Here is a 21,867-nt window from a genome sequence, read left to right on the forward strand (position 1 = left end):
GGCTGAAGGGGCGGGAAAGATGAAGGATCTGTATCAGGGCCAGCGCGCGATGCGGCAGATGCGCCGCCAGGCGATGCAGCGTGGCGTCATCGCGGTCCTCGACATCGGAACCTCGAAGATCGCCTGCTTGGTGCTGCAATTCGACGGCCCGAGCCAGTTCCGCGAGACGGACGGCGTCGGCCCGATGGCCGGCCAGTCGAATTTCCGCGTCATCGGCACCGCCACCACCCGCTCGCGCGGGATGCGCTATGGCGAGATCGAGACCATGGCCGAGACGGAGCGCGCCATCCGCACCGTCATCCAGTCGGCGCAGAAGGTCGCCGGGGTCAGGGTCGATCACGTCATCGCCTGCATCTCGGGCGCGCGCCCGGCAAGCTATGGCCTGGCGGGCGAGATCCCGCTGCCCGCTGGCAAGGTGGGCGAGGGCGACGTGGCCCGCGTGCTCGCCGCCTGCGAGGTGCCCGATTTCGGCCGCGGCCGCGAGGTGCTGCACGCCCAGCCGGTGAACTTCGCCCTGGACGGCCGCTCGGGGCTGTCGGACCCGCGCGACCAGTCGGGCAACCGGCTGGCCTGCGACATGCACGTCCTGACCATCGACGGCGACGCGGCCAGCAACCTGGTGCATTGCATCCGGCGCTGCGACATGGAGCTGGCGGGGGTGGCCTCGGCCTCCTATGCCTCGGGCCTTGCCGCGCTGGTCGAGGACGAGCAGGAGCTGGGCGCCGCCTGCGTCGATCTGGGCGGCGGCACCACGGGCGTGTCGATCTTCATCAAGAAGCACATGATCTTCGCCGATGCCGTGCGCTTCGGCGGCGAGCTGATCACCCAGGACATCGCCAAGGGCCTGCGCGTCAGCCATGCCGTGGCCGAGCGGCTGAAGACCCTGCATGGCGGGCTGGAAGCCACCGGCCGCGACGACCGCGAGATGATCGAGCTGGGCGGCGAGACCGGCGACTGGGACACCGACCGCCGCGCCGTCAGCCGCGCCGACCTGATCGGCATCATGCGCCCGCGCGTCGAGGAAATCCTGGAGAACGTCGCCGGCATCCTGGATGCCGCCGGCTTCGATTCGATGCCCGCGCGCCAGATCGTGCTGACCGGCGGCGGCAGCCAGATCCCGGGACTGGACGTGCTGGCGGCGCGCATGCTGGGCCAGAACGTGCGCATCGGCCGGCCGCTGCGCATCCAGGGCCTGCCGCATAACGCGACCGCGCCGGGGTTCTCCTCGGCCATCGGCCTGTCGCTGCTGACCGCGCATCCGCAGGACGAGTGGTGGGATTTCGACATGCCCGCCGAACACTATCCGGCGCGCAGCCTGCGCCGGGCTTATCGCTGGTTCCGCAACAACTGGTAGTTGAATGCGGCGCCGATGCGGTGGTGCGGACAGCTGTCCACACCACATGCTGGAGAATGGGCAAGATACCGCCTAATACATCCTGCCGGACCGCCATATTTGGTGGTTTGGCTGTGTTTTTCGGGTGACGGTCGGGCCGAATCTGGCTAGGCTTGTGGGTAATGGGGATTCGACCGGGCCAGCTGCGTCCGGCAAACAAAAAGGCAGGCGAGACATGGAACGGCAGATCCACCTGATGCTGAACGACGAACAGGAACTGAAGCCGCGCATCACCGTCTTCGGCGTCGGTGGGGCAGGTGGCAACGCGGTCAACAACATGATCGACAAGCAGCTGGAAGGGGTCGAATTCGTCGTCGCGAACACCGACGCCCAGGCGCTACAATCCTCGAAAGCCGACAGCCGCATCCAGATCGGTCCCAAGGTGACCGAGGGGCTGGGCGCCGGCGCCAAGCCCTCGATCGGCGCCAAGGCCGCCGAGGAAACCATCGAGGACATCGTCGACCACCTGATGGGCGCGCATATGTGCTTCATCACCGCCGGCATGGGCGGCGGCACCGGCACCGGCGCCGCCCCGATCATCGCCCAGGCCGCGCGCGAGATGGGCATCCTGACCGTCGGCGTGGTGACGAAGCCCTTCCAGTTCGAAGGCACCAAGCGCATGCGCCAGGCCGAGGAGGGCGTCGAGGCCCTGCAGAAGGTCGTGGACACGCTGATCATCATCCCGAACCAGAACCTGTTCCGGCTGGCCAACGAAAAGACCACCTTCACCGAAGCCTTCGCCATGGCCGACGACGTGCTCTATCAGGGCGTCAAGGGCGTGACCGACCTGATGGTGCGTCCGGGCCTGATCAACCTCGACTTCGCCGACGTGCGCGCGGTCATGGACGAGATGGGCAAGGCGATGATGGGCACCGGCGAGGCCTCGGGCGAGAACCGCGCCGTGCAGGCGGCCGAGAAGGCCATCGCCAACCCGCTCTTGGACGAAATCAGCCTGAACGGCGCCAAGGGCGTGCTGATCAACATCACCGGCGGCTACGACCTGACCCTGTTCGAAATGGACGAGGCGGCCGAGAAGATCCGCGAAAAGGTCGATGCCGATGCCAATATCATCGTCGGCTCGACCATGGATCCCTCGATGGAAGGCACGATCCGCGTTTCGGTCGTGGCGACCGGCATCGACGCCTCGGCGGCCGAGATCCCGGCACCGCGCCGTGGCATGAAAGAGCCGCTGACCCAGAACCCGCCGGTCACCCAGCGCGTCGAGGAAGAGCTGCCGGTGCCGCCGCGCCGCGTCGCCCCGGCGGCGGAAGCCGCGCCGCAGCCGATGATGCAGCCGCGCGTGCAAGCCCAGCCCGCGGCCCCCGCCGCGCGCTATGAGGAAGAGGACATGCCGCGCCCGGCCTATCAGCCCGAATTGCGTCAGCCGGCCGCCGCGCCGCCGCGCGACGCGCTGAACGGCGATGCCGGCGGCTTCGTGGCCCCGAGCCGCGCTCCGGCGCCGGCCGGCACGCCCTCGGATGCGGTGATGCAGCGCCTGGCCGCCGCCGTGCAGAAGGCGCCCGAGCGCCAGGCCGCCGCCCAGGGCCGCCCGGCCCAGCAGCAGCAGCCGGCCGCCGATCCGGCGCGCGGGCAGGGCCGCATGGCCGGCCTCAGCCGCATGCTGGAGCGCATCTCGGGCCATGGCGAACAGGCCGAGAAGCCCGCGCCCTCGACCATCGCCGAGCGCGTCAGCGAGCGGGTGCAGGCCCGTCGCAGCGGCGGATTCGATGCCGGCTTCGACGATCTGGCCAGCCCGGATCGCGGCGGCGACAATGTCGAGATCCCGGCTTTCCTGCGCCGTCAGGCCAATTGAGGCGTTCACAAGTTTTCGCCTCGGGAATCTGGAAGGACCGCTTCGGCGGTCCTTTTTCATTGGCGGAATCAGGGCCTTGCCGGGCATCGGCGGAATCTTTCCGCACCGCGGCATGGATTGTTTCACCCCGTTACAATTCGTTAATTGAGGAAGTGCAGGCCCATGCCTAACTGAAGGACACGCCGCGAGAATCCCTTGCGGCGACGACTCACAGAACCGGCAGGCCAGACCATGCAGACCACCATCGCTCAGAAAGCCCAGTTCCGCGGCGTCGGACTGCATTCCGGTGCGGCCGTGCGGCTGGCGATCCTGCCGGCGCCGGCCGATCACGGCATCGTCTTCGTGCGCACCGACCTCGGCCGCGCCCGCATCCCGGCGCGCTGGGACCGGGTGACGCCCTCGCAACTGTGCACGCTTCTGGACAACGGCCAGGGCGCCACCGTCTCGACGGTCGAGCATGTCATGGCGGCGCTGTCGGGCACCGGCATCAACAATGCCGTGGTCGAGGTGAACGGACCCGAGGTGCCGATCCTCGACGGCTCGGCCGCGCCCTTCGTGCAGGGTATCCTCGAGGCCGGACTGCGCCAGCAACCCGACGCACCCCTGCGCGCCATCCGCGTGCTGCGCCCGGTCGAGGTGCAGATGGGCGAGGGCTTTGCCCGCCTGTCGCCGGCCGACCACCTGGAAATGCATTTCGACATCGACTTCACCGATGCCGCCATCGGCCATCAGGAAAAGTCGCTGGACATGGCGAACGGCAGCTTCGTGCATGAGCTGATGGACAGCCGCACCTTCTGCCGCCAGGCCGACGTGGTGCGGATGCAGCAGAACGGCTTGGCGCTTGGCGGCACCTATCTGAACGCCGTGGTCTTCGACGGCGACAAGGTGCTGTCGCCCGGCGGGTTGCGCCACCGGGACGAGGCCGTGCGCCACAAGATGCTGGACGCGGTGGGCGACCTGGCGCTGGCCGGGGCACCGCTGCTGGCGCGCTATACCGGCCACCGCGCCGGGCATGCCATGACCAACAAGCTGCTGCGCGCGCTTTTCGCCGAAGCAGATGCTTGGGAATGGGTCACGCTGACCCCGGAAATGGAAAGCCGCCTGCCGGGCGCCGGCGTGATCGCCGCGGCCGCGCGCATGGCCGCGCCGCTGCGCCAGCTGGCCGTCGCCTGAAGGTGACGGCCGGGCCGCAGATTTTCCGGTTTTGGCATTTTGCGCAGCCCGATTTTCTGTGCTAGGACGACCGGGCCGCGCGGCCTGACGCCGTCGCGGCGACGCAAGATTCTGACGGGCAGGGTGGAATGACAGGCATCAGATCGGGTTCCTTGGTCGCGGCTGTGCTGTCGATTGGCCTTCTGGCAGGATGTGGCGGCGGCGCCAGCAAAACGCCCGAATCATTCGAGAATTTCACCGCCGAGGAAATCTACAAGCGCGGCGAATACGAGCTTGAGAACACGCGCAAGCCGAAGGACGCGGTGAAGTATTTCACCGAGGTCGAGCGGCTTTACCCCTATTCCGAATGGGCCAAGCGCGCGCTGATCATGCAGGCCTATTCCTATCACCGCGCCCGCGACTACGAAGAGGCGCGCGGCGCCGCCCAGCGTTTCATCGACACCTATCCGGGCGACGAGGACGCGGCCTATGCGAAATACCTGCTGGCGCTTTCCTATTACGACCAGATCGACGAGATCGGCCGCGACCAGGGCCTGACCTTCCAGGCCCTGCAATCGCTGCGCGAGGTGATCGAGCAATATCCCGACACCGAATATGCCCGCTCGGCGATCCTGAAGTTCGACCTCGCCTTCGACCACCTGGCGGCGAAGGAAATGGAGATCGGCCGCTACTACCTCAAGCGTGGCCATTACACCGCCGCCATCAACCGCTTCCGCGTGGTGGTCGAGGAATACCAGACCACGACCCACACGCCCGAGGCGCTGATGCGGCTGGTCGAGGCCTATCTGGCGCTTGGCCTGAACGACCAGGCGCAGACGGCGGGCGCGATCCTGGGCCACAACTTCCAGTCCTCGCCCTTCTACGAGGACGCCTATGCGCAGCTGCGCGGCCATGGGCTGAAGCCCGAGGCACGCGGCGACAGCTGGCTGACCCGGGTCTATCGCCAGGTGATCCAGGGCAAGTGGCTATAGGCCCGCGCGTCACGCGCGGCAGGATGGGGTGATGCTGCGTTCGCTTGAAATCCGCGATATGCTGCTGATCGACCGGCTGGATCTGGATTTCCGGCCGGGCCTGAACGTGCTGACCGGCGAGACGGGGGCGGGCAAGTCGATCCTGCTCGACTGCCTGGGCTTCGTGCTGGGCTGGCGCGGCCGCGCCGACCTGGTGCGGCAGGGCGCGAGCCAGGGCGAGGTCACTGCCGTCTTCGACCTGCCCGCTGGCCATCCCGCCCGCACGCTGCTGGACGAGGCCGGCTTCCCCGTCTCGGACGAACTGATCCTGCGCCGGGTGAACGCCGGCGACGGCCGCAAGACCGGCTGGATCAACGACCGCCGCGCCTCGGGCGAGGTGTTGCGGCTGCTGTCGGAAACGCTGGTGGAACTGCATGGCCAGCATGACGACCGCGGCCTGCTGAATCCGCGCGGCCACCGGCTGCTGCTCGATGCCTTTGCCGCCGTCGATCTTGGCCCCGTGCGCGCGGCCTGGGCGGCGCGGCGCGAGGCGCGGGCGGCGCAGGAGCGGGCCGAGGCCGCGCTGGCCGCGGCGAAGGGCGAGGAGGAGTTCCTGCGCCATGCCGTGGCCGAGTTGGACAAGCTCGACCCGCAGCCCGGCGAGGAGGCCGAGCTCGACACCCGCCGCCGCGCCATGCAGGGCGCCGAGCGCATCCGCGAGGATGTGTCGCGCGCCTTGCAGGCCCTGGGCAGCGCGGGCGCCGAGGGCGCGATGCTGGATGCCGCGCGCTGGCTCGACGGTGCCTCCGAGCGGGCCGAGGGCCGGCTGGAAGCCCCGACTGCTGCGCTGCAACGCGCGCTGATCGAGCTGGGCGAGGCGGTCTCGGGCGTCGAATCGGCGCTGGAAGCGATGGATTTCGACCCGCGCGACCTCGAGGCGACCGAAGAGCGGTTGTTCGCCCTGCGCGCGCTGGCCCGCAAGCATGACGTGCTGGCCGACGACCTGGCCGGGCTGGCCGACAATCTCCGCACCCGCCTGACACGCATCGACGCCGGCGAGGGCGACCTGGCGCGCCTGCGCGAGGCCGTGGCGGCGGCCGACGCCGCCTATGACAGCGCCGCCGCCGCGCTGTCGGACCAGCGCGCCACGGCCGCCAAGCGGCTCGATGCCGCGATGGCGGCCGAGCTCGCGCCGCTGAAGATGGAGCGCGCCGTCTTCGAAACGCTGGTCAGTGCCGCCGAGCCCGGCCCCGAGGGCCGCGACGCGGTGGCTTTCACCGTCGCCACCAATCCCGGCGCTCCGGCGGGGCCCCTGGACCGCATCGCCTCGGGCGGCGAGCTGTCGCGCTTCCTGCTGGCGCTGAAGGTGTGCCTGGCGCGCGGCAATGACGCCCTGACCCTGATCTTCGACGAGATCGACCGCGGCGTCGGCGGCGCCACCGCCGATGCGGTCGGCCGGCGCCTCGCCCGGCTGGCCGAGGGCGCGCAGGTTCTGGTCGTGACCCACAGCCCGCAGGTCGCGGCGCTGGGGGGGCATCATTTCCGGGTGGCGAAATCAGTCGAGGGCGACATGACCACCTCGCGTGTTGCCGCCCTGACTGCCAGCGAACGCATCGAGGAGATCGCCCGCATGCTGGCGGGCGAGGAAATCACCCCGGCCGCCAAGGACGCCGCCCGCGCGCTGCTGCAAGGCTAGTCGAGAATCCTGTCCACCTGCCGGATGATCGACAGCACCTGCACGCTGTCCGGATCATAGCGGATCAGCTGCCCCGCGATGATGCCGTAGCGGCTGCCGGCTGGCGGCTGGCTCATGCCGTAAAGCCCCGGCCGGGTGACCGGGTGCAGCAGCGCCGCATCCACCGTGCCGCCGACCCGCAGGCCGCCGCCGCTCTCGCGCGCCGCCTGCCGCGGGCTTGCCGGCGCCGGCGCCGCGCCCTTGGCCATGGACCTCTCCTGGTCGGGCTGGGCCGCCGCGGTCATCGCGGCGGCCAGCGCAGCGGCCATCACGGCCGCAAGGAAGCGGGTTCGATCACGTCTCATGGCACTCAGCCTGGCACGAATTCATTGATCCAGGGTAAACGCCGCAAGCCCGTGATCGGCTCCCTCACGAAGCGGCGAGATCGTCCTCGGACCGGCCGCGCTTCTCGAATCTCGGCAGCATTGCGGAGAAGTCCTTTCCCTTTCCGTCCTCGTCTTCGACGAATCGGGCGTAGAGCGCGGTGGCGAGCTCTCCCATCGGGGTGTCGGCATCGGCCGAGCCCGCGGCCTGCTGCGACAGGCGCAGGTCCTTCAGCATCAGTTCGGCGGCGAAGCCCGGCTTGTAGCCGTTGTCGGCGGGCGATTGCGGGCCCACGCCCGGCGCCGGGCAATAGGCGTTCATCGACCAGCTGTAGCCCGAGGAGGTCGAGACCACGTCGAACATCTTTTGCCGGTCCAGCCCCAGCTTGTCGGCCAGGGCGAAGGCCTCGCAGGTGGCGATCATGGTCACGCCCAGGATCATGTTGTTGCAGATCTTCGCCGCCTGGCCCGCGCCCGAGACGCCGCAATGCACCGCCTTCTGGCCCATGATCTCGAAGAGCGGCTTCACCTTGTCGAAGGCCGCGTCCGAACCGCCGACCATGAAGGTCAGCGTGCCGGCCGCAGCACCACCGATGCCGCCCGAGACCGGGGCGTCCAGCGCACCCAGCCCCGCCGCCTGCGCCTGCGCCGCCACGGCGCGCGCGCTTTCCACGTCGACCGTCGAGCAATCGCAGAAGACCGCGCCCGGCGCCATGGCCGGAACGATCTCCTCGGCGACGCTGCGCAGGATGGCGCCGTTCGGCAGCATGGTGATGACCACCTCGGCGCCCTGGGCCGCCTCGGCCGCCGTCGCCGCCCTGGCGACGCCCTCGGGCATCGGCGCGGCTAGGTCGAAGCCCGCGACCGCGTGCCCGGCCCTGGCCAGATTGGCGGCCATCGGCCCGCCCATGTTGCCCAACCCGATGAATCCGATCTTCATTCGCTGTCCTCCCAGTTCAATTCGCCCTCGCCCAGCGGCGCCAGCATGGCCGCGACATGCGCCGGACCGGCATCGGCCGACCAGCGCGGGTTGCGGTCCTTGTCGATGATCTGCGCCCGCACCCCTTCCAGGAAATCGCCTTCCGCCGTGGCGCGGGCAGTGAAGCGCAGCTCGCGCGACAGGCTCTCGCGGATGTCGCGGTCGCCGCGCGCCGCCCTGACCAGCGCCAGCGTCGCCGCCAGCGACAGGGGCGAGTTGCGGCCCAGCACCTTCAGCGCCGCGTCGTCGCCCGCGGCCTGCAGCGCGGCCAGGATCTCGGCCACCGAGGCGGCGCCGAAAGCCGACAGGTCGCGATCCCCGAGCGGCGCCTCGGGGCGGGGGTGGCCCTCGATCGCCGCCACGTCGCCGGTCTCGGCCAGCCGGTCCTTCAGCGCCGGCCAGTCCGCCTCGGGGACGAAACTGTCGGCGAAGCCGGCGAAGATCGCGTCGCCCGGCCCCATGCGGGCGCCGGTCAGGCCCAGGTATTCGCCGCAGCGCCCGGGGGCATGGGCCAGCAGCCAGCTGCCGCCGACGTCCGGGATCATGCCGATGCCGGTCTCGGGCATGGCGACCTGGGTGGTCTCGCCGACGATGCGGTGGCTGGCATGGCCGCCGACGCCGACGCCGCCGCCCATGACGAAGCCCTGCATGAAGGCCACCACGGGCTTGGGATAGCCGGCGATGCGGGCGTTCATGACATATTCGTCGCGGAAGAACGCGCGCCCGACCCGGTGGTCGCCCGCCAGCCCGGCGCGATAGACCGCGGCGATGTCGCCGCCCGCGCAGAAGGCGCGCTCGCCCGCGGCGTCGATGATGACCAGCGCCACCTCGGGATCGTCCCGCCAGGCGCGCAGCGCCGCGTCGATCACCCGCACCATCTCGTGGCTCAGCGCGTTCAGCGCCTGCGGCCGGTTGAAGGTCAGCCGTCCGGCGCGGCGGTCCTTGCGGGCGATCATCTCGGATCCGGGCATCTCGGATCCGGGCATCTCGGCTTCGGGCCTCTCGGTCATCGGTCTCGCTCCGCCAGCAGGGCGCGGCCGACGATCAGCCGCATGATCTCGTTGGTGCCTTCCAGGATCTGGTGCACGCGCAGGTCGCGCACGATCTTCTCGATGCCGTAATCGGCCAGATAGCCATAGCCGCCATGCAGTTGCAGGCACTGGTTCGCCACCTCGAAGGCGCGGTCGGTGACATGCAGCTTGGCCATGGCGCAGAACTTGCTGGCATCCGGCTCGGCCCGGTCCAGCTTCCAGGCCGCCTGGCGCAGGAAGATGCGCGAAGATTGCAGCGCCGTCTCCATCTCGGCCAGGCGGAACTGCAGCGCCTGGAACTGGTCCAGCGTCTGGCCGAAGGCGCGCCGCTCGCCCATGTAGCGCAGCGTCGCCTCCAGCGCCGCCTGCGCGCCGCCCAGCGCCCCGGCCGAGATGTTCAGCCGCCCGCCGTCCAGGCCCGCCATGGCATAGGCAAAGCCGCGGCCCTCCTCGCCGATCAGGTTCTCCTCGGGGATGACGCAATCGTCGAACTGCACCTGGGCGGTCGGCTGCGCCTTCCAGCCCATCTTGTGCTCGGGCGCGCCGAAGGACAGGCCCGGCGTGCCGGCCTCGACCACCACGGTCGAGATGCCCCTGGGGCCGGCTTCGCCGGTGCGGACCATGACCAGATAGGCGTCGGAATAGCCGCCGCCCGAGATGAAGGCCTTGGTTCCGTTCAGCTTCCAGCCGCCCGGCACCCGCTCGGCGCGGGTGCGCAGCGCGGCGGCGTCCGAGCCCGAGCCCGGCTCGGTCAGGCAATAGGAGAACACCGTCTCCATGCTGCACAGGCGCGGCAGCCAGCGGGCGCGGTTCGCGGGGGTGCCGAACTTGTCGATCATGCCGCCGCACATATTGTGGATCGACAGGAACGAGCCGACCGAGGGGCAGGCCATGGCCAGCGCCTCGAAGACCAGCGTGGCGTCGAGGCGCGACAGCCCGGTGCCGCCCTGGTCCTCGCCGACATAGACCCCGCCGAAGCCCAACTCGGCCGCCAGCCGCCACAGCTCGCGCGGCATGGTGCCGGCTTCCTCCCAGGCGCGGGCGTTGGGCGCGATCTCGGCCGCGCCGAAATCCCGAGCCAGCCCAAAAATCGCCCCCTGCTCATCCGTCAATCCGAAATCCATATTGGTCCTTTCCTCAGGCACCGTTCCGGGGGCTTAGCGCCGAAATGTTGCGCGAATTTTGCACCAGTTGCCTGGCCATGCGGGCATCCGCGCGAATTTCCGTTCGAGAACGGCGCTTTGGGTCTAGCATCTGCCGGCGGCCTGCCGCGCGACAAAGGACAGTGGGGACATCATGCAAGTCACGAATCCTTCGCCCAATCTCTACAACGAGGATCTGGCCCCGGCGCGGGAACGCCGCTGGGGCGCGTTTTCCATCTTCAACGTCTGGACCTCGGACGTCCATAGCCTCTGGGGCTACTACCTGGCCGCGAGCCTGTTCCTGCTCTGCGGCAACCTGGTGAATTTCGTGCTGGCCATCGGCCTCGGCTCGCTGGTGATCTACGGGCTGATGCAGATGGTGGGGCTGGCCGGGGTGCGCACGGGCGTGCCCTTCCCGGTGCTGGCGCGGGCGAGCTTCGGCACCTTCGGCGCCAACGTCCCGGCGCTGGTCAGGGCGGTCGTCGCCTGCTTCTGGTACGGCGCCCAGACCTCGGCTGCCTCCGGCGCCATCGTGGCGCTGCTGCTGCGCAGCCCGGCGATGCTGGAGTTCCACCAGACCAGCCACATGCTGGGCCATTCCACGCTCGAGGTGATCTGCTATCTCGCGGTCTGGGGCGCGCAACTGCTCATCATCCAGAACGGCATGGAGACGGTGCGCCGCTTCCAGGACTGGGCCGGGCCGGCGGTCTGGCTCGCCATGCTGATGCTGGCGATCTACCTGGTGGCGAAGTCGGGCACCATCAGCTTCGGCGCCGAGATCCCGCAGGACGTGCTGCTGCAGGCGACCAGGGACGCGGGCGTGCCGGGCACGCCGGGCAGCTTCGTCACGCTGACGGCGGTGGCGGCGACCTGGATCACCTATTTCGCCGCGCTCTACCTGAATTTCTGCGACTTCTCGCGCTATGCCAGGGATGAACGCGCGCTGCGGCTCGGCAATGCCTGGGGCCTGCCGGTGAACCTGCTGGCCTTCTGCCTGGTCGCCGGCGTCACCACCACCGCCGCCTGGCATGTCTATGGCGAGGTGCTGCTGCATCCCGACCAGATCAGCGCCAAGTTCGACAGCATCTTCCTGGCCGTGCTGGCCGCCGCGACCTTCGCCATCGCGACGCTGGGCATCAATGTGGTGGCGAATTTCGTCTCGGCCGCCTTCGATTTCTCGAACACCATCCCGAAACACATCAGCTTCAAGCGCGGCGGCTTCATCGCGGCGCTGATCGCGCTGGTGCTCTACCCCTGGGCACCCTGGGAAACCAATGCCACGCATTTCGTGAACTTCATCGGCTCGACCATGGGGCCGATCTTCGGGATCATGATGGTGGATTACTACCTGATCCGCAAAGGCGTGGTGAATGTCGCGGCACTGTATCAGGAGCATGGCGAGTTCCGCTTCCAGAACGGCTGGCACGTCAAGGCGTTCATCGCCTTCGGCATCGGCATGGTGTTCAGCTCGATCCTGCCGACCTTCACCAGCCTGCTGCCCTCCTGGTGGGGCACCTACGGCTGGTTCTTCGGCGTGCTGATCGGCGGCGGCAGCTATTACCTGCTGCGCTCGGCGGACCGATAGGCCTTCTTTGTTGCGAAAATACCCCGGGGGGTGCGGGGGGCAGCGCCCCCCGCTTCTTCCGTTCAGTCCATGGCCTTGAAGTTCAGCGCCACGCCGTCCTTGATCCCCGAGAACCAGCGCGCCGTCACGGTCTTGGTCTTGGTATAGAAGCGGAAGGCGTCCGGGCCATACTGGTTCAGGTCGCCGAAGGCCGACTTCTTCCAGCCGCCGAAGCTGTAATAGCTCAGCGGCACCGGGATCGGGAAGTTGATCCCGACCATGCCGACATTCACCCGGCTGGCGAAGTCGCGCGCCGTGTCGCCGTCGGCGGTATAGATCGCCGTGCCGTTGCCATAGTCGTTGTCCATGACCAGCTTCAGCGCCTCGTCATAGCTCTGCGTGCGCACCTGGCTCAGCACCGGGCCGAAGATCTCCTCCTTGTAGATCTCCATCTCGGGCGTCACCCGGTCGAACAGCGACGGGCCGCAGAAGAAGCCGTTCTCATAGCCCTGGATCTTCAGGTCGCGGCCGTCCACGACCAGATCGGCGCCCTGGTCCACGCCCGAGGCGATCAGCCGGTTGATGCGCTCCTGCGAGGCCCTGGTGATGACCGGGCCGAAATCCACGTCGTCGCCGGCGGTATAGGGGCCGACCTTCAGCTTCTCGATCTTCGGCACCAGCCGCTCGATCAGCGCGTCGGCGGTCGCCTCGCCCACCGGCACCGCGACCGAGATCGCCATGCAGCGTTCGCCCGCCGCGCCGAAGCCGGCGCCGATCAGCGCATCGGCCGCCTTGTCCAGGTCGGCGTCGGGCATGATGATCATGTGGTTCTTGGCGCCGCCGAAGCATTGCGCGCGCTTGCCGTTGGTCGCCGCCCGGCCATAGATGTATTGCGCGATCGGGGTCGAGCCGACGAAGCCCACCGCCTGGATCACCTCATGGTCCAGGATCGCGTCCACGATCTCCTTGTCGCCGTTCACGACCTGCAGCACGCCGTCGGGCAGCCCGGCCTCTTGCGCCAGCTTCGCCAGCATGATCGAGGTCGAGGGCACGCGCTCGGAGGGCTTCAGGATCATGGCGTTGCCGGAAACCAGCGCCGGGCCCATCTTCCACAGGGGAATCATCGCCGGGAAGTTGAAGGGCGTGATGGCCGCGACCACGCCCAGCGGCTGGCGCATGGAATAAAGGTCGATGCCCGGGCCGCCGTTGTCGGTGAACTCGCCCTTCAGCATGGCGGGGGCGCCCATGCAGACCTCGATCACCTCGAGGCCGCGCTGCACGTCGCCGCGCGCGTCGGGCAGGGTCTTGCCATGCTCGCGCGAGACCAGCTCGGCCAGCTTGTCCATGTTGTCGTTGATGAGCTGGCCGAATTTCATCATCACCCGGGCGCGGCGCTGCGGGTTGGTGGCGGCCCAGCCGACCTGCGCCTTGGCGGCGCTGGCAATGGCGGCGTCAAGCTCGGCAGGGGTGGCCAGCGGCAGCTTCGCGATCACCTCGCCGGTGGCCGGATTGTAGACATCGCTGAACCGGCCCGAGGTGCCCTTGACCTCTTTGCCGTCGATCCAGTGGCTCAGTTCTTCCATTCTCGCCTCCCGCGGGGTCCGCGTCTGTGGGTTCGCATCTGGCCCGAAGCATAGACTTGCAGCATTGCCGGAAAAAGAGGAAGTCTGGCAAAAGGGTTTTGCATTTTTGCAAAGGGATCGGCGATGGACTGGGACGACCTGCGCATCTTCCTGGCGGTGGCGCGCGCGGACAGCCTGTCGGCGGCGGGCCGGCGGCTGGGCATCGACGCCTCGACCGTGGGCCGGCGCGTGGCGCGGCTCGAGCAGGGGCTGGGCGCGAAACTTTTCGTCAAGACGCCGCAGGGCTATGCCCTGGCCGCCGAGGGCGAGCGCCTGCTGCCGCATGCCGAGGCGATGGAACTGGCGCTGACCGGCGCGGAAGAGGCGCTGACCGGCCCGGGCGATCTTTCCGGACAGTTGCGCATCGGCGCCCCGGACGGCTGCGCCAACTACCTGCTGCCGCAGGTCTGCGCCGAGATGGCCCGGGCGCATCCGGGGCTCGAGATCCAGATCGTCGCCCTGCCGCGGGTCTTCAACCTGTCGAAACGCGAGGCCGACATGGCCATCGCCGTCTCGCAGCCGCAGGCCGGCCGGCTGGTGGTGCAGCGGCTGACCGACTATCACCTGCACCTGGCCGGGCATGAGGATTACCTGCGCGCCCATCCGCCGATCCGTGCGCGCGAGGATCTGCGCGGCCACCGCATGATCGGCTATATCGCCGACATGATCTTCGACCGCGAGCTCGACTACCTGACCGAGACCGGCGCCGACTGGGCGCAGCTGACCTCGAACTCGGTCTCGGTGCAGATGCAGGCGATCCGGGTCGGGGCGGGCCTGGGCATCGTGCATGATTTCGCGATTCCCTTCTGCCCCGGGGTGCGGCGGGTGCTGGCCGACCAGATCGCGCTGACCCGCGGCTTCTGGCTGATCCGGCACCAGGACGACCGCCGCTCGCAGCGCATGAACCGGCTGGCGGATGCGCTGGCGCAGGGCATCCGGGCCGAGGTGGCGCGGCTTCAGGCGCTGGTCTCGGCCTGAGGGTGCAGGCGTGCAAGAGCGGGCTTGACGCAAGCGCGGGTTGCGGCAACGCTGGTGGCCAGGGACGGTCGTTGCCGTCCCGAGCTGAGGAGGAATATGCATGCTCGTCAACCAGATCCTGTCGATGAAAGCCAGCGGCGAAATCTATACCGTCGCCCCGGACGCCAGCGTGGCCGATGCCGCGCGGCTGCTGTCCGAGCGGCGCATCGGTGCGATCGTGGTGTCCGAGGATGGCAAGGTGCCGCTGGGCATCCTTTCGGAACGCGACATCGTGCGCGAACTGGGCCGGCGCGGCGCCCAGGTGCTGGACCAGCCGATCAGCGAGCTGATGACCCGCAAGCTGATGACCTGCACCACCGGCGACGATGCGCTGGTGATCCTCGACCGCATGACCCAGGGCCGGTTCCGCCACCTGCCGGTGGTGAACGAGGCGGGCGAGATGCTGGGCATCGTCTCGATCGGCGACGCCGTCTCGGCCCGGCTGAAGGAACTTCATGCCGAGAAAGAGGCGCTGACCGGCATGATCATGGGCAACTAAGCCCGCGCTGGCGCGCGCGCGCGCCCCAGGCCCCGACCGCCGCATCGGTGCATGCCCTGTGTACGCGCGGTGCACGCGCGGTGCACGCAGATCACAGCGAAAACCCCAGCCTTTGCTGGGGTTTTTGCGTCGCGGGCCGCGGCTCTTGCCCTGCGCAACGCACGGTGCTGTTGCACCCGCCGAAAAAACCCTGTTTGACTGCATGTGATCGGCAAGGACAGGACCATCATGCGCATCGGCCTTTACCCAGGAACCTTCGATCCCATCACGCTTGGCCATCTGGACATCATCGAACGCGCCATGGCGCTGGTCGACCGGCTGGTGATCGGCGTCGCCATCAACCGAGACAAGGGGCCGCTGTTCGACCTGGAAGAGCGGGTCGGCATGGTGCGCAGCGAATGCGACGCCATCGCGCGCAAGACCGGCGGCGAGATCCAGGTGCATCCGTTCGAGAACCTGCTGATCGACTGCGCCCGCGACGTCGGCGCCACGGTGATCGTGCGCGGGCTGCGCGCGGTCGCGGATTTCGAGTATGAATTCCAGATGGTTGGCATGAACCGGGCGCTGGATGCCAGCATCGAGACCGTGTTCATGATGGCCGACGCCCGGCGCCAGGCCATCGCCTCGAAGCTGGTCAAGGAAATCGCCCGGCTGGGCGGGGATGTGTCGAAATTCGTGACGCCCCCGGTCAATGCCGCGCTGATACGGCGTTTCGCACGCTGAGGCTTTTTCTTTAACGCTTCCCTGCTAACCTTCGCCGAAAGACGGAGGCGCTGATGGTCGTGACCGATTCGGATCCCAAGCCCATTCCCATGCCGATCCCCGAGCCCGGCCGGGATCCGCTGCCCGACCCCCTGCCGGACCCCGGCCCGGACGAGATTCCTTTGCCCGCCGTGGTCGGTTTCGGCGCCATCCCCGCCGTGCTGGCCGCCGGCTGGCGGGATTTCCGCACCGCCCCGGCCTTCGGCCTGCTCTTCGCGGCCTTCTATGTCGCGGGCGGGCTGGTGCTGACCGCGGTGGCCCTGGCCTCGGGCCAGGAATGGTGGCTGATGCCCTTCATCGTCGGCTTTCCGCTGATCGCGCCCTTCGCCGCCGTCGGGCTTTACGACGTCAGCCGGCGCATCGAATCCGACCAGCCGCTGCTCTGGCGCGAGGTGCTGTCCGTGGTGCTGGCGCAGAAGGACCGCCAGGTGCCGTCGATGGCGATGGTGATCCTGCTCATGTTCATGTTCTGGGTCTTTGTCGCCCATACCACCTTCGCGCTGTTCATGGGCGTGTCCGCGCTGACCAACATCACCTCCTCGCCCGAGTTGCTGCTGCAGGGCAGGGGGCTGGCCATGCTGCTGGCCGGCATGCTGATCGGTGCCGGCTTCGCGGCGGTGCTGTTCGGCATCACCGTGGTCGGGCTGCCGCTGATCCTCGACCGCGAGGTCGACCTGGTCTCGGCCATCATCGCCAGCTTCCAGGCGGTGGCGCTGAACCTGCCGGTCATGCTGGCCTGGGCGGCGGTCATCACCGGCCTGCTGTTCCTGGGCTTCCTGCCGATGTTCCTGGGGCTTTTCGTGGTTCTGCCGGTCCTGGGCCACTCCAGCTGGCATATGTATCGCCGGCTGATGCCCGACATCTGAAACCGGGCGCCTGAAACGACAAGAGGCGGCCCGCGGACCGCCCCTGGGACCGTCTTTCGCGCGGTGGCGCGATCAGTTGTCGCTGGCGCTGGCGGCGGCGGCCGGGCGCGCGGCGGGCGGCGCCAGTTTCGGCGTCACGCCATTGGCCAGCGGATCTTCCTGGCGCTGCACCGAACCCTCGAAATGCGCGCCGGATTCGATGGCGATGGTCTTGTGGATGATGTCGCCCTCGACGCGGGCGGTGGCGGTCAGGCGGACCTTCAGCCCGCGCACACGGCCGACGACGCGGCCGTTCACCACGACCTCCTCGGCGACGATCTCGCCGCGGATGGTGGCGCTTTCGCCGACGACCAGCTGATGGGCGCGGATGTCGCCCTCGACCGTGCCCTCGACCTGGATGTCGCCCTGGGTCTGGATATTGCCGGTGACGGTCAGGTCCGGGGACAGGACCGAAGGCGCGGTCCGGGCGCGCTGCGGGGCCGAGGCGGGAATGTCGTAGGTCGTCTCAAGGCTGCGCGGCTGCTGTTCGGGTTCGGGCGTCGGCTGGGTGCGGGGGCCAGGTTCGGTCACTCGGGTCTTAGAAAACATTCTGGGCTGCCTTGATGAAGCTCATGGGATCCACGGCACGACCGTTCACGCGGACCTCGTAGTGAAGATGCGAGCCGGTCGATCTGCCGGTATTGCCCATATCACCGATCCGGCTGCCGCGCGACACCTTTTGGCCGACCTTCACGCGAATCTTGGACATATGGCCATAGCGGGTCTCGGTGCCGAGCGCGTGCTGGATCTTGACCAGATTGCCATAGCCGCGCTGCCAGCCGGCAAAGACCACCACGCCGTCCCCGGTCGAAAAGATCGGCGTGCCGACCGGCGCGGCCATGTCGATGCCCTCATGCGCGCGGCCCCAGCGGCGGCCATAGGGCGAGGTATAGCGGAAGGCCGATTGCAGCGGCATGGCCAGCGGCATCTTCTCGACCGCGATGCGATAGCTGTTCATCTGGTCCAGGGTGATCAGGATCTCGTTGGCCTTGGCCTCGCCCTGGCTGATCTCGGCATTGCCGCTGGAGGAATAGCCGATCGGGTTCAGCGGCCCGCCCTGGCCGGAATAGCCGCGGCGCACGGTGTCGAGGATCTCGTCCGGGTTCATGCCGACGCTGCGGAACATCTCGTCCAGGGGCTTCACCGAAACGGTCACCGCATCCTCGAGCTGGGTCAGGATCTGGTCGTTGCGGGCGACGATCTGGTCGCGCTCGATGGTCACGGCCTCGGCCGTGCGGCGGGCGTCCTCGGCCTCGCGCACGGCATCGGCGCGGTCCGCGGCGGCGCGCTTCAGCTCGCCCGAAAGGATATCCAGCGCCGCCTGCAATTCGGCGGTGCGCACCGCCGGCGCGGTCGCGCTGGCCTGATCCGCTTCGGCCTGGGCCTGGTGCTGGGCCTTGACGGCCTGTTGCAGGCTGGACTGCACGGCGCCCATGCCGGTTTCCAGCTCGCGCCGGCGCGCTTCCGAGTCGAGCAGCTGCGACTGCATGCGCGACACCTGGTCCAGCGCCACCGTGAAGCGGTTCTGCGCGGCGGCGGCCTCGGCGGCGCGGCTGTCGCGCTCGGCCGAAAGATCGGTCAGCCGCGCCTCGAAGGCGGTCTGCGAGCGGCGGGCCTGATCGCGCGACGACCCGGCGCTGATCGCGTCGATGACCAGGATCGAACTGGCGATGATGCTCCAGCCGAAGACCAGCGCGATGCCGCCCAGGGCCAGCAATTGCGTCGCCGGACGCAGCCGCAGGAAGCGGGTGGTCTTGTCCGACTTCAGGAAGAGTCGCTGTTCTGGCAGCCAGCGCTCAAGCACCGAATTCAGGCTATGGGTAATGCGCAATGTCCCGGGTCCATGTTGTTTTCGCCGGACCGGCCGGCGGGGCGGGTCTGTGGGCGCTGGCATGGATAAATCCGAGCTGTGCTCAAAGCGCAACAGCGCAGGAATATCTGCGCAAGACTTGGGCGGATTGACGCCGATCCCCCGCAAGGGGCTGGTGGATATTCGCCGGTGCGGCGTTCGGCCGCGAATATCAATCGCAGGTTGAAGTTCGAGCATCGCGCCGCAAGCCTGCGGGATATAGGCAATTCTACCGATGCGCCGCGCGGGCCCGGCGCAGCCCTAAGACCTTTTGCCGAGGGGTCGTCGGAACTGCCTGTCAAATAGGCAGATCCTTCCAGGCGGCGCGGAACTGCCGTTCCCGGCGTGACGATTCTGTCGCAGCGGCCCCGATCGTTCGGAACCGTCGCCCGGCGGTTGCGTTCATGGCGCCCTCAGGCGATCTCGTAGGGCAGTGGCCCCGGGCGGTCCGGCGGAATGCGGATATGGCGGTCCATCGGCGGCACCGAGCGCTGATGGCAGTTCGGGCGCGGACAGATCCGGCAGGACACCCCGATGGGCTCGAACAGCTGCGGATTGCCGACGTCCAGCCCGTCGGCATAGACCAGATCGCGGGCATGGCTGACCTCGCAACCCAGACCGATGGCAAAGCGCCGCACCGGCGCGCCAAAGGCCCCGGCCGGTTTCGACACGTCGCGCGCCAGCAGCAGATAGCGCTTGCCGTCCGGCGTCTCGGCCAGTTGGCGCAGGAAGCGGCCGGGGGTTTCGAAGGCCTGGTGCACGTTCCACAGCGGGCAGGCGCCGCCGAAACGAGCGAATTGCATCCGCGTCGCCGAGTGGCGCTTGGTGATGGTGCCCGCCTGATCGACGCGGACGAAGAAGAACGGCACGCCGCGGTCGCCGCCGCGCTGCAGGGTCGAGAGCCGATGCGCTATCTGCTCGAGCGAGGCATGGAACAGATGCGCCAGCCGCTCGAGGTCGTGCCGCTCGGTCCGGGCGGCCTCCATGAAGCGGGCATAGGGCATCATCGCCGCGCCGGCGAAATAATTCGCCAACCCCAGCCGGGCGATGTCGCGGGCCGAGCCGCTGCGGAAACGCGCCAGTTCCAGCGTCGCCTCCAGCAAGTCGCCGCGGCTTTCCAGGGCCAGCAGGTGCAGCAGCTGGAAGGCCTGGGTCGCCGGCTCGGCCGCCGCGTTCAGGGTGACGCGCTTGCCCTCGCGCAGATAGACCGCGCCGCTGCCCAGTTCCGCCTGGGTCACCTCGATGCCACGCTCGGCAAGGCCGGCGATGGCGCGCTCCAGCGGTCGCATGTTGGGGCGTGTGCGAGCGAACTGCTCAGCCGCGCGATCCACCGCGTCGATGTAATTGTCGCAGTAATGGAAGAAGTCGCGCACCTCCTCCCAGGGCGAGGGGGTGGCGTTCTGGGCGCCGGCCCCCAGCGCCTCGTCCATCGCCGCCAGCCGCTCCTGCCCCTCGCGATGCGCGCGGTAGAGGTCCAGGAAGGCGCGGGCCAGGGCCGGGGCATTGGTCGCGGCCAGGCGCAGGTCGGCGCGGGGCGGCGCGCTGTCGAACAGCGGATCGGCCAGCGCCTCGGCCATGTCCATCACCATGCGGTCGGCGTCGCCCACCGCCATCGCGCCCAGGTCGACCGCGAATTCCGAAGCCAGCCGCAGCAGCACCCCGGCCGAGACCGGGCGGTGGTTGTTCTCCATCTGCGACAGATAGGGCAGCGAGACGCCCAGCCGGTCGGCGAAGGCGCGTTGCGTCAGGCCGGCGCGGGCGCGGGTTTCCCGCAGCGCCACGCCGGCATAGATCTTTTGGGTGGCCATGGGCGTCCTCTTTGCAAAGATAGGCATACGCTTTGCAAAGGCTGGCCGGCAAGGGGGATCAGCGCCCCTGGATCACCTGCCGCTCGCGGATCATCACCCAAAGGATGAAGGCGATCGAGGCGACGGCCGAGACGGCCATGATGACCAGAAGCGGCGCGGCGCCGGTATCGTCATGCAGAAGCGCGCCGGCCAGCGCCGCCAGCCCGGCGCCGCCCGCGACCGCCATCGCGCCGCCCAGGCCGCTTGCGGTGCCGGCCAGTTCGGGCCGCACGCTCATCATGCCGGCATTGGCATTGGGCAGCAGCATGCCGTTGCCCAGGCCCATGACGCCGACCGCGCCGAAGAAGACCAGCGGCGTCAGCCCGCCCGCCAGGTCCACCACCAGCGCCGCCAGCAACGACGCCGAACAGATCAGCGCCCCGGTCAGGATCATCCGGTTCATGCCGAAGCGCGTCGAATAGCGCGCCGAGATGAAATTCCCCAGCGCATAGCCGAACGAGGGACCGGCGAACCAATAGCCGACCTCGGCCGGCGACAGGTGCAGCACGACCTGGCCGACGAAGGGCGCGCCGCCCAGATAGGCATAGAACGACCCGGCGCTGAGCGTCGCGGCCAGCGCATAGCCCCAGAACCGCTGCGAGCGCGCCAGCACCGGATAGGTCGCGACCTGCTGGCGCAGCGGCACGCCGCCGCCGCGCGCGGTCTCGGTCAGGTCCGCGGTGCAAAGCGCCATGACCGCAAGCCCGGCGATGCCCATGGCCACGAAGCTGGCGCGCCAGCCCAGCGTCTCGTCCAGCACCCCGCCCAGGGTCGGCGCGATCATCGGCACCAGCGACATGCCCATGGTGACATAGCCGATCATGCTGGCGGCCTGGTCGGCGGGCACGATGTCGCGCACCACCGCCCGGCTGACGACGAAGCCGGTGGTCACCACCGCCTGCACCAGCCGGAAGGCCATGAACCAGCCTGCATCGCGCGTCAGCAATGTGCCCAGCGTCGCCAGCAGAAAGATGGCCAGAGAGCCCAGCACCACCGGCCGGCGCCCGAAACGGTCGCTGATCGGCCCGCAGAGCAGTTGCAGCACCGCGCTGACCGCCAGGAAGGCCGAAACCGACAGCTGCATGAAGCTGTATTCGACCCCGAAATCCCGCGCCATCGCCGGCAGCGAGGGCAGGAAGATGTTCGTCGACAGCGCGCCTGCGGCCGAAATCGACACCAGCGTGATCAGATGCGGCCGGCGCGCGGCAGGAGGGGGCAGGGTGGTCATGGCGCTAGATTGCCCGTTGCGCAGGCAAAGGCAAC

General features: G+C 68.8%; 19 protein-coding genes. 10 read left to right on the forward strand and 9 right to left on the reverse strand.

Features of this window, described 5'->3' with window-relative positions; translation table 11 throughout:
- Positions 1–19 precede the first annotated feature (19 nt).
- The 5 genes from ftsA to recN all read left to right on the forward strand — a co-directional run bounded on the left by ftsA (position 20) and on the right by recN (position 7,025).
- Entirely contained in the window at positions 20–1,354 is a 1,335-nt protein-coding gene (gene ftsA, locus PARN5_RS0111805; RefSeq protein ID WP_017999979.1) for a cell division protein FtsA, read from the forward strand.
- Between the two features lie 214 nt (positions 1,355–1,568).
- Positions 1,569–3,206 (forward strand): cell division protein FtsZ, encoded by a 1,638-nt coding sequence (ftsZ, locus tag PARN5_RS0111810; protein WP_017999980.1) that lies wholly within the window; start codon positions 1,569–1,571, stop codon positions 3,204–3,206.
- A 231-nt stretch (positions 3,207–3,437) separates the two neighbouring features.
- Entirely contained in the window at positions 3,438–4,379 is a 942-nt protein-coding gene (gene lpxC, locus PARN5_RS0111815; protein ID WP_017999981.1) for a UDP-3-O-acyl-N-acetylglucosamine deacetylase, read from the forward strand.
- A gap of 128 nt (positions 4,380–4,507) precedes the next feature.
- On the forward strand, positions 4,508–5,350 hold the full coding sequence (locus PARN5_RS0111820; protein ID WP_017999982.1) for an outer membrane protein assembly factor BamD: 843 nt from the start codon (positions 4,508–4,510) through the stop codon (positions 5,348–5,350).
- A gap of 31 nt (positions 5,351–5,381) precedes the next feature.
- Positions 5,382–7,025 carry a DNA repair protein RecN gene (gene recN, locus PARN5_RS0111825; RefSeq protein WP_017999983.1) on the forward strand — a complete coding sequence of 548 codons (1,644 nt, stop codon included), beginning with the start codon at positions 5,382–5,384 and terminating at the stop codon, positions 7,023–7,025.
- On the opposite strand, the gene PARN5_RS0111830 is transcribed toward recN, so the two are convergent.
- The 4 genes from PARN5_RS0111830 to PARN5_RS0111845 form a co-directional block, all read right to left on the reverse strand.
- Positions 7,022–7,369, reverse strand: a complete 348-nt coding sequence (locus tag PARN5_RS0111830) for a hypothetical protein (protein ID WP_036744605.1) — start codon at positions 7,367–7,369, stop codon at positions 7,022–7,024. The genes recN and PARN5_RS0111830 overlap by 4 nt on opposite strands.
- Positions 7,370–7,433: 64 nt before the next feature.
- Entirely contained in the window at positions 7,434–8,327 is an 894-nt protein-coding gene (mmsB, locus tag PARN5_RS0111835) for a 3-hydroxyisobutyrate dehydrogenase (RefSeq protein ID WP_017999985.1), read from the reverse strand.
- A complete protein-coding gene (locus PARN5_RS0111840; RefSeq protein WP_017999986.1) occupies positions 8,324–9,376 on the reverse strand; it encodes an enoyl-CoA hydratase/isomerase family protein in 1,053 nt (350 codons plus the stop codon). Before PARN5_RS0111840 ends, mmsB begins: the two co-directional genes overlap by 4 nt.
- On the reverse strand, positions 9,373–10,521 hold the full coding sequence (locus tag PARN5_RS0111845; RefSeq protein WP_017999987.1) for an acyl-CoA dehydrogenase family protein: 1,149 nt from the start codon (positions 10,519–10,521) through the stop codon (positions 9,373–9,375). The genes PARN5_RS0111840 and PARN5_RS0111845 overlap by 4 nt, the downstream gene beginning before the upstream one ends.
- 172 nt (positions 10,522–10,693) lie before the next feature.
- Between PARN5_RS0111845 and PARN5_RS0111850 the strand changes: the two genes are divergently transcribed.
- The gene (locus tag PARN5_RS0111850) at positions 10,694–12,124 is read left to right on the forward strand and encodes an NCS1 family nucleobase:cation symporter-1 (protein ID WP_017999988.1); all 1,431 of its coding nucleotides are present in this window, start codon (positions 10,694–10,696) and stop codon (positions 12,122–12,124) included.
- 62 nt (positions 12,125–12,186) lie between these two features.
- On the opposite strand, the gene PARN5_RS0111855 is transcribed toward PARN5_RS0111850, so the two are convergent.
- Complete coding sequence (locus PARN5_RS0111855) at positions 12,187–13,686, reverse strand: CoA-acylating methylmalonate-semialdehyde dehydrogenase (protein ID WP_017999989.1); 1,500 nt, start codon at positions 13,684–13,686, stop codon at positions 12,187–12,189.
- Positions 13,687–13,809: 123 nt separating this feature from the next.
- Between PARN5_RS0111855 and PARN5_RS0111860 the strand changes: the two genes are divergently transcribed.
- From PARN5_RS0111860 to PARN5_RS22045, 4 genes are all read left to right on the forward strand, one after another.
- A complete protein-coding gene (locus PARN5_RS0111860) occupies positions 13,810–14,703 on the forward strand; it encodes a LysR family transcriptional regulator (protein WP_017999990.1) in 894 nt (297 codons plus the stop codon).
- A gap of 100 nt (positions 14,704–14,803) precedes the next feature.
- Positions 14,804–15,241, forward strand: a complete 438-nt coding sequence (locus PARN5_RS0111865; protein WP_017999991.1) for a CBS domain-containing protein — start codon at positions 14,804–14,806, stop codon at positions 15,239–15,241.
- 228 nt (positions 15,242–15,469) lie between these two features.
- The gene (gene coaD, locus PARN5_RS0111870) at positions 15,470–15,964 is read left to right on the forward strand and encodes a pantetheine-phosphate adenylyltransferase (protein WP_026155371.1); all 495 of its coding nucleotides are present in this window, start codon (positions 15,470–15,472) and stop codon (positions 15,962–15,964) included.
- 53 nt (positions 15,965–16,017) lie between these two features.
- Positions 16,018–16,869 (forward strand): DUF2189 domain-containing protein, encoded by an 852-nt coding sequence (locus PARN5_RS22045; RefSeq protein WP_017999993.1) that lies wholly within the window; start codon positions 16,018–16,020, stop codon positions 16,867–16,869.
- Positions 16,870–16,941: 72 nt separating this feature from the next.
- Here PARN5_RS22045 and PARN5_RS0111880 read toward each other — a convergent pair whose 3' ends face one another.
- From PARN5_RS0111880 to PARN5_RS0111895, 4 genes are all read right to left on the reverse strand, one after another.
- Positions 16,942–17,457: a polymer-forming cytoskeletal protein gene (locus PARN5_RS0111880; protein ID WP_026155372.1), complete on the reverse strand. Its 516-nt coding sequence runs from the start codon at positions 17,455–17,457 to the stop codon at positions 16,942–16,944.
- Complete coding sequence (locus tag PARN5_RS0111885) at positions 17,447–18,739, reverse strand: M23 family metallopeptidase (RefSeq protein ID WP_017999995.1); 1,293 nt, start codon at positions 18,737–18,739, stop codon at positions 17,447–17,449. The genes PARN5_RS0111880 and PARN5_RS0111885 overlap by 11 nt, the downstream gene beginning before the upstream one ends.
- A gap of 431 nt (positions 18,740–19,170) precedes the next feature.
- Positions 19,171–20,565, reverse strand: coding sequence for a helix-turn-helix transcriptional regulator (locus PARN5_RS0111890; protein WP_017999996.1), 1,395 nt, complete (start codon positions 20,563–20,565; stop codon positions 19,171–19,173).
- 58 nt (positions 20,566–20,623) lie between these two features.
- Positions 20,624–21,832, reverse strand: a complete 1,209-nt coding sequence (locus tag PARN5_RS0111895; RefSeq protein WP_017999997.1) for a multidrug effflux MFS transporter — start codon at positions 21,830–21,832, stop codon at positions 20,624–20,626.
- Between the last annotated feature and the right edge of the window lie 35 nt (positions 21,833–21,867).

Origin of the sequence: Paracoccus sp. N5 (assembly GCF_000371965.1) — a bacterium.
Lineage (GTDB): Bacteria > Pseudomonadota > Alphaproteobacteria > Rhodobacterales > Rhodobacteraceae > Paracoccus.

Bases quoted from the DNA above. Each gene is read 5' to 3' on its own strand.
- ftsA (WP_017999979.1), top strand. From the start codon at position 20: ATGAAGGATCTGTATCAGGGCCAGCGCGCGATGCGGCAGATGCGCCGC.
- ftsZ (WP_017999980.1), top strand. From the start codon at position 1,569: ATGGAACGGCAGATCCACCTGATGCTGAACGACGAACAGGAACTGAAG.
- lpxC (WP_017999981.1), top strand. From the start codon at position 3,438: ATGCAGACCACCATCGCTCAGAAAGCCCAGTTCCGCGGCGTCGGACTG.
- PARN5_RS0111820 (WP_017999982.1), top strand. From the start codon at position 4,508: ATGACAGGCATCAGATCGGGTTCCTTGGTCGCGGCTGTGCTGTCGATT.
- recN (WP_017999983.1), top strand. From the start codon at position 5,382: ATGCTGCGTTCGCTTGAAATCCGCGATATGCTGCTGATCGACCGGCTG.
- PARN5_RS0111830 (WP_036744605.1), bottom strand. From the start codon at position 7,369: ATGAGACGTGATCGAACCCGCTTCCTTGCGGCCGTGATGGCCGCTGCG.
- mmsB (WP_017999985.1), bottom strand. From the start codon at position 8,327: ATGAAGATCGGATTCATCGGGTTGGGCAACATGGGCGGGCCGATGGCC.
- PARN5_RS0111840 (WP_017999986.1), bottom strand. From the start codon at position 9,376: ATGACCGAGAGGCCCGAAGCCGAGATGCCCGGATCCGAGATGCCCGGA.
- PARN5_RS0111845 (WP_017999987.1), bottom strand. From the start codon at position 10,521: ATGGATTTCGGATTGACGGATGAGCAGGGGGCGATTTTTGGGCTGGCT.
- PARN5_RS0111850 (WP_017999988.1), top strand. From the start codon at position 10,694: ATGCAAGTCACGAATCCTTCGCCCAATCTCTACAACGAGGATCTGGCC.
- PARN5_RS0111855 (WP_017999989.1), bottom strand. From the start codon at position 13,686: ATGGAAGAACTGAGCCACTGGATCGACGGCAAAGAGGTCAAGGGCACC.
- PARN5_RS0111860 (WP_017999990.1), top strand. From the start codon at position 13,810: ATGGACTGGGACGACCTGCGCATCTTCCTGGCGGTGGCGCGCGCGGAC.
- PARN5_RS0111865 (WP_017999991.1), top strand. From the start codon at position 14,804: ATGCTCGTCAACCAGATCCTGTCGATGAAAGCCAGCGGCGAAATCTAT.
- coaD (WP_026155371.1), top strand. From the start codon at position 15,470: ATGCGCATCGGCCTTTACCCAGGAACCTTCGATCCCATCACGCTTGGC.
- PARN5_RS22045 (WP_017999993.1), top strand. From the start codon at position 16,018: ATGGTCGTGACCGATTCGGATCCCAAGCCCATTCCCATGCCGATCCCC.
- PARN5_RS0111880 (WP_026155372.1), bottom strand. From the start codon at position 17,457: ATGTTTTCTAAGACCCGAGTGACCGAACCTGGCCCCCGCACCCAGCCG.
- PARN5_RS0111890 (WP_017999996.1), bottom strand. From the start codon at position 20,565: ATGGCCACCCAAAAGATCTATGCCGGCGTGGCGCTGCGGGAAACCCGC.
- PARN5_RS0111895 (WP_017999997.1), bottom strand. From the start codon at position 21,832: ATGACCACCCTGCCCCCTCCTGCCGCGCGCCGGCCGCATCTGATCACG.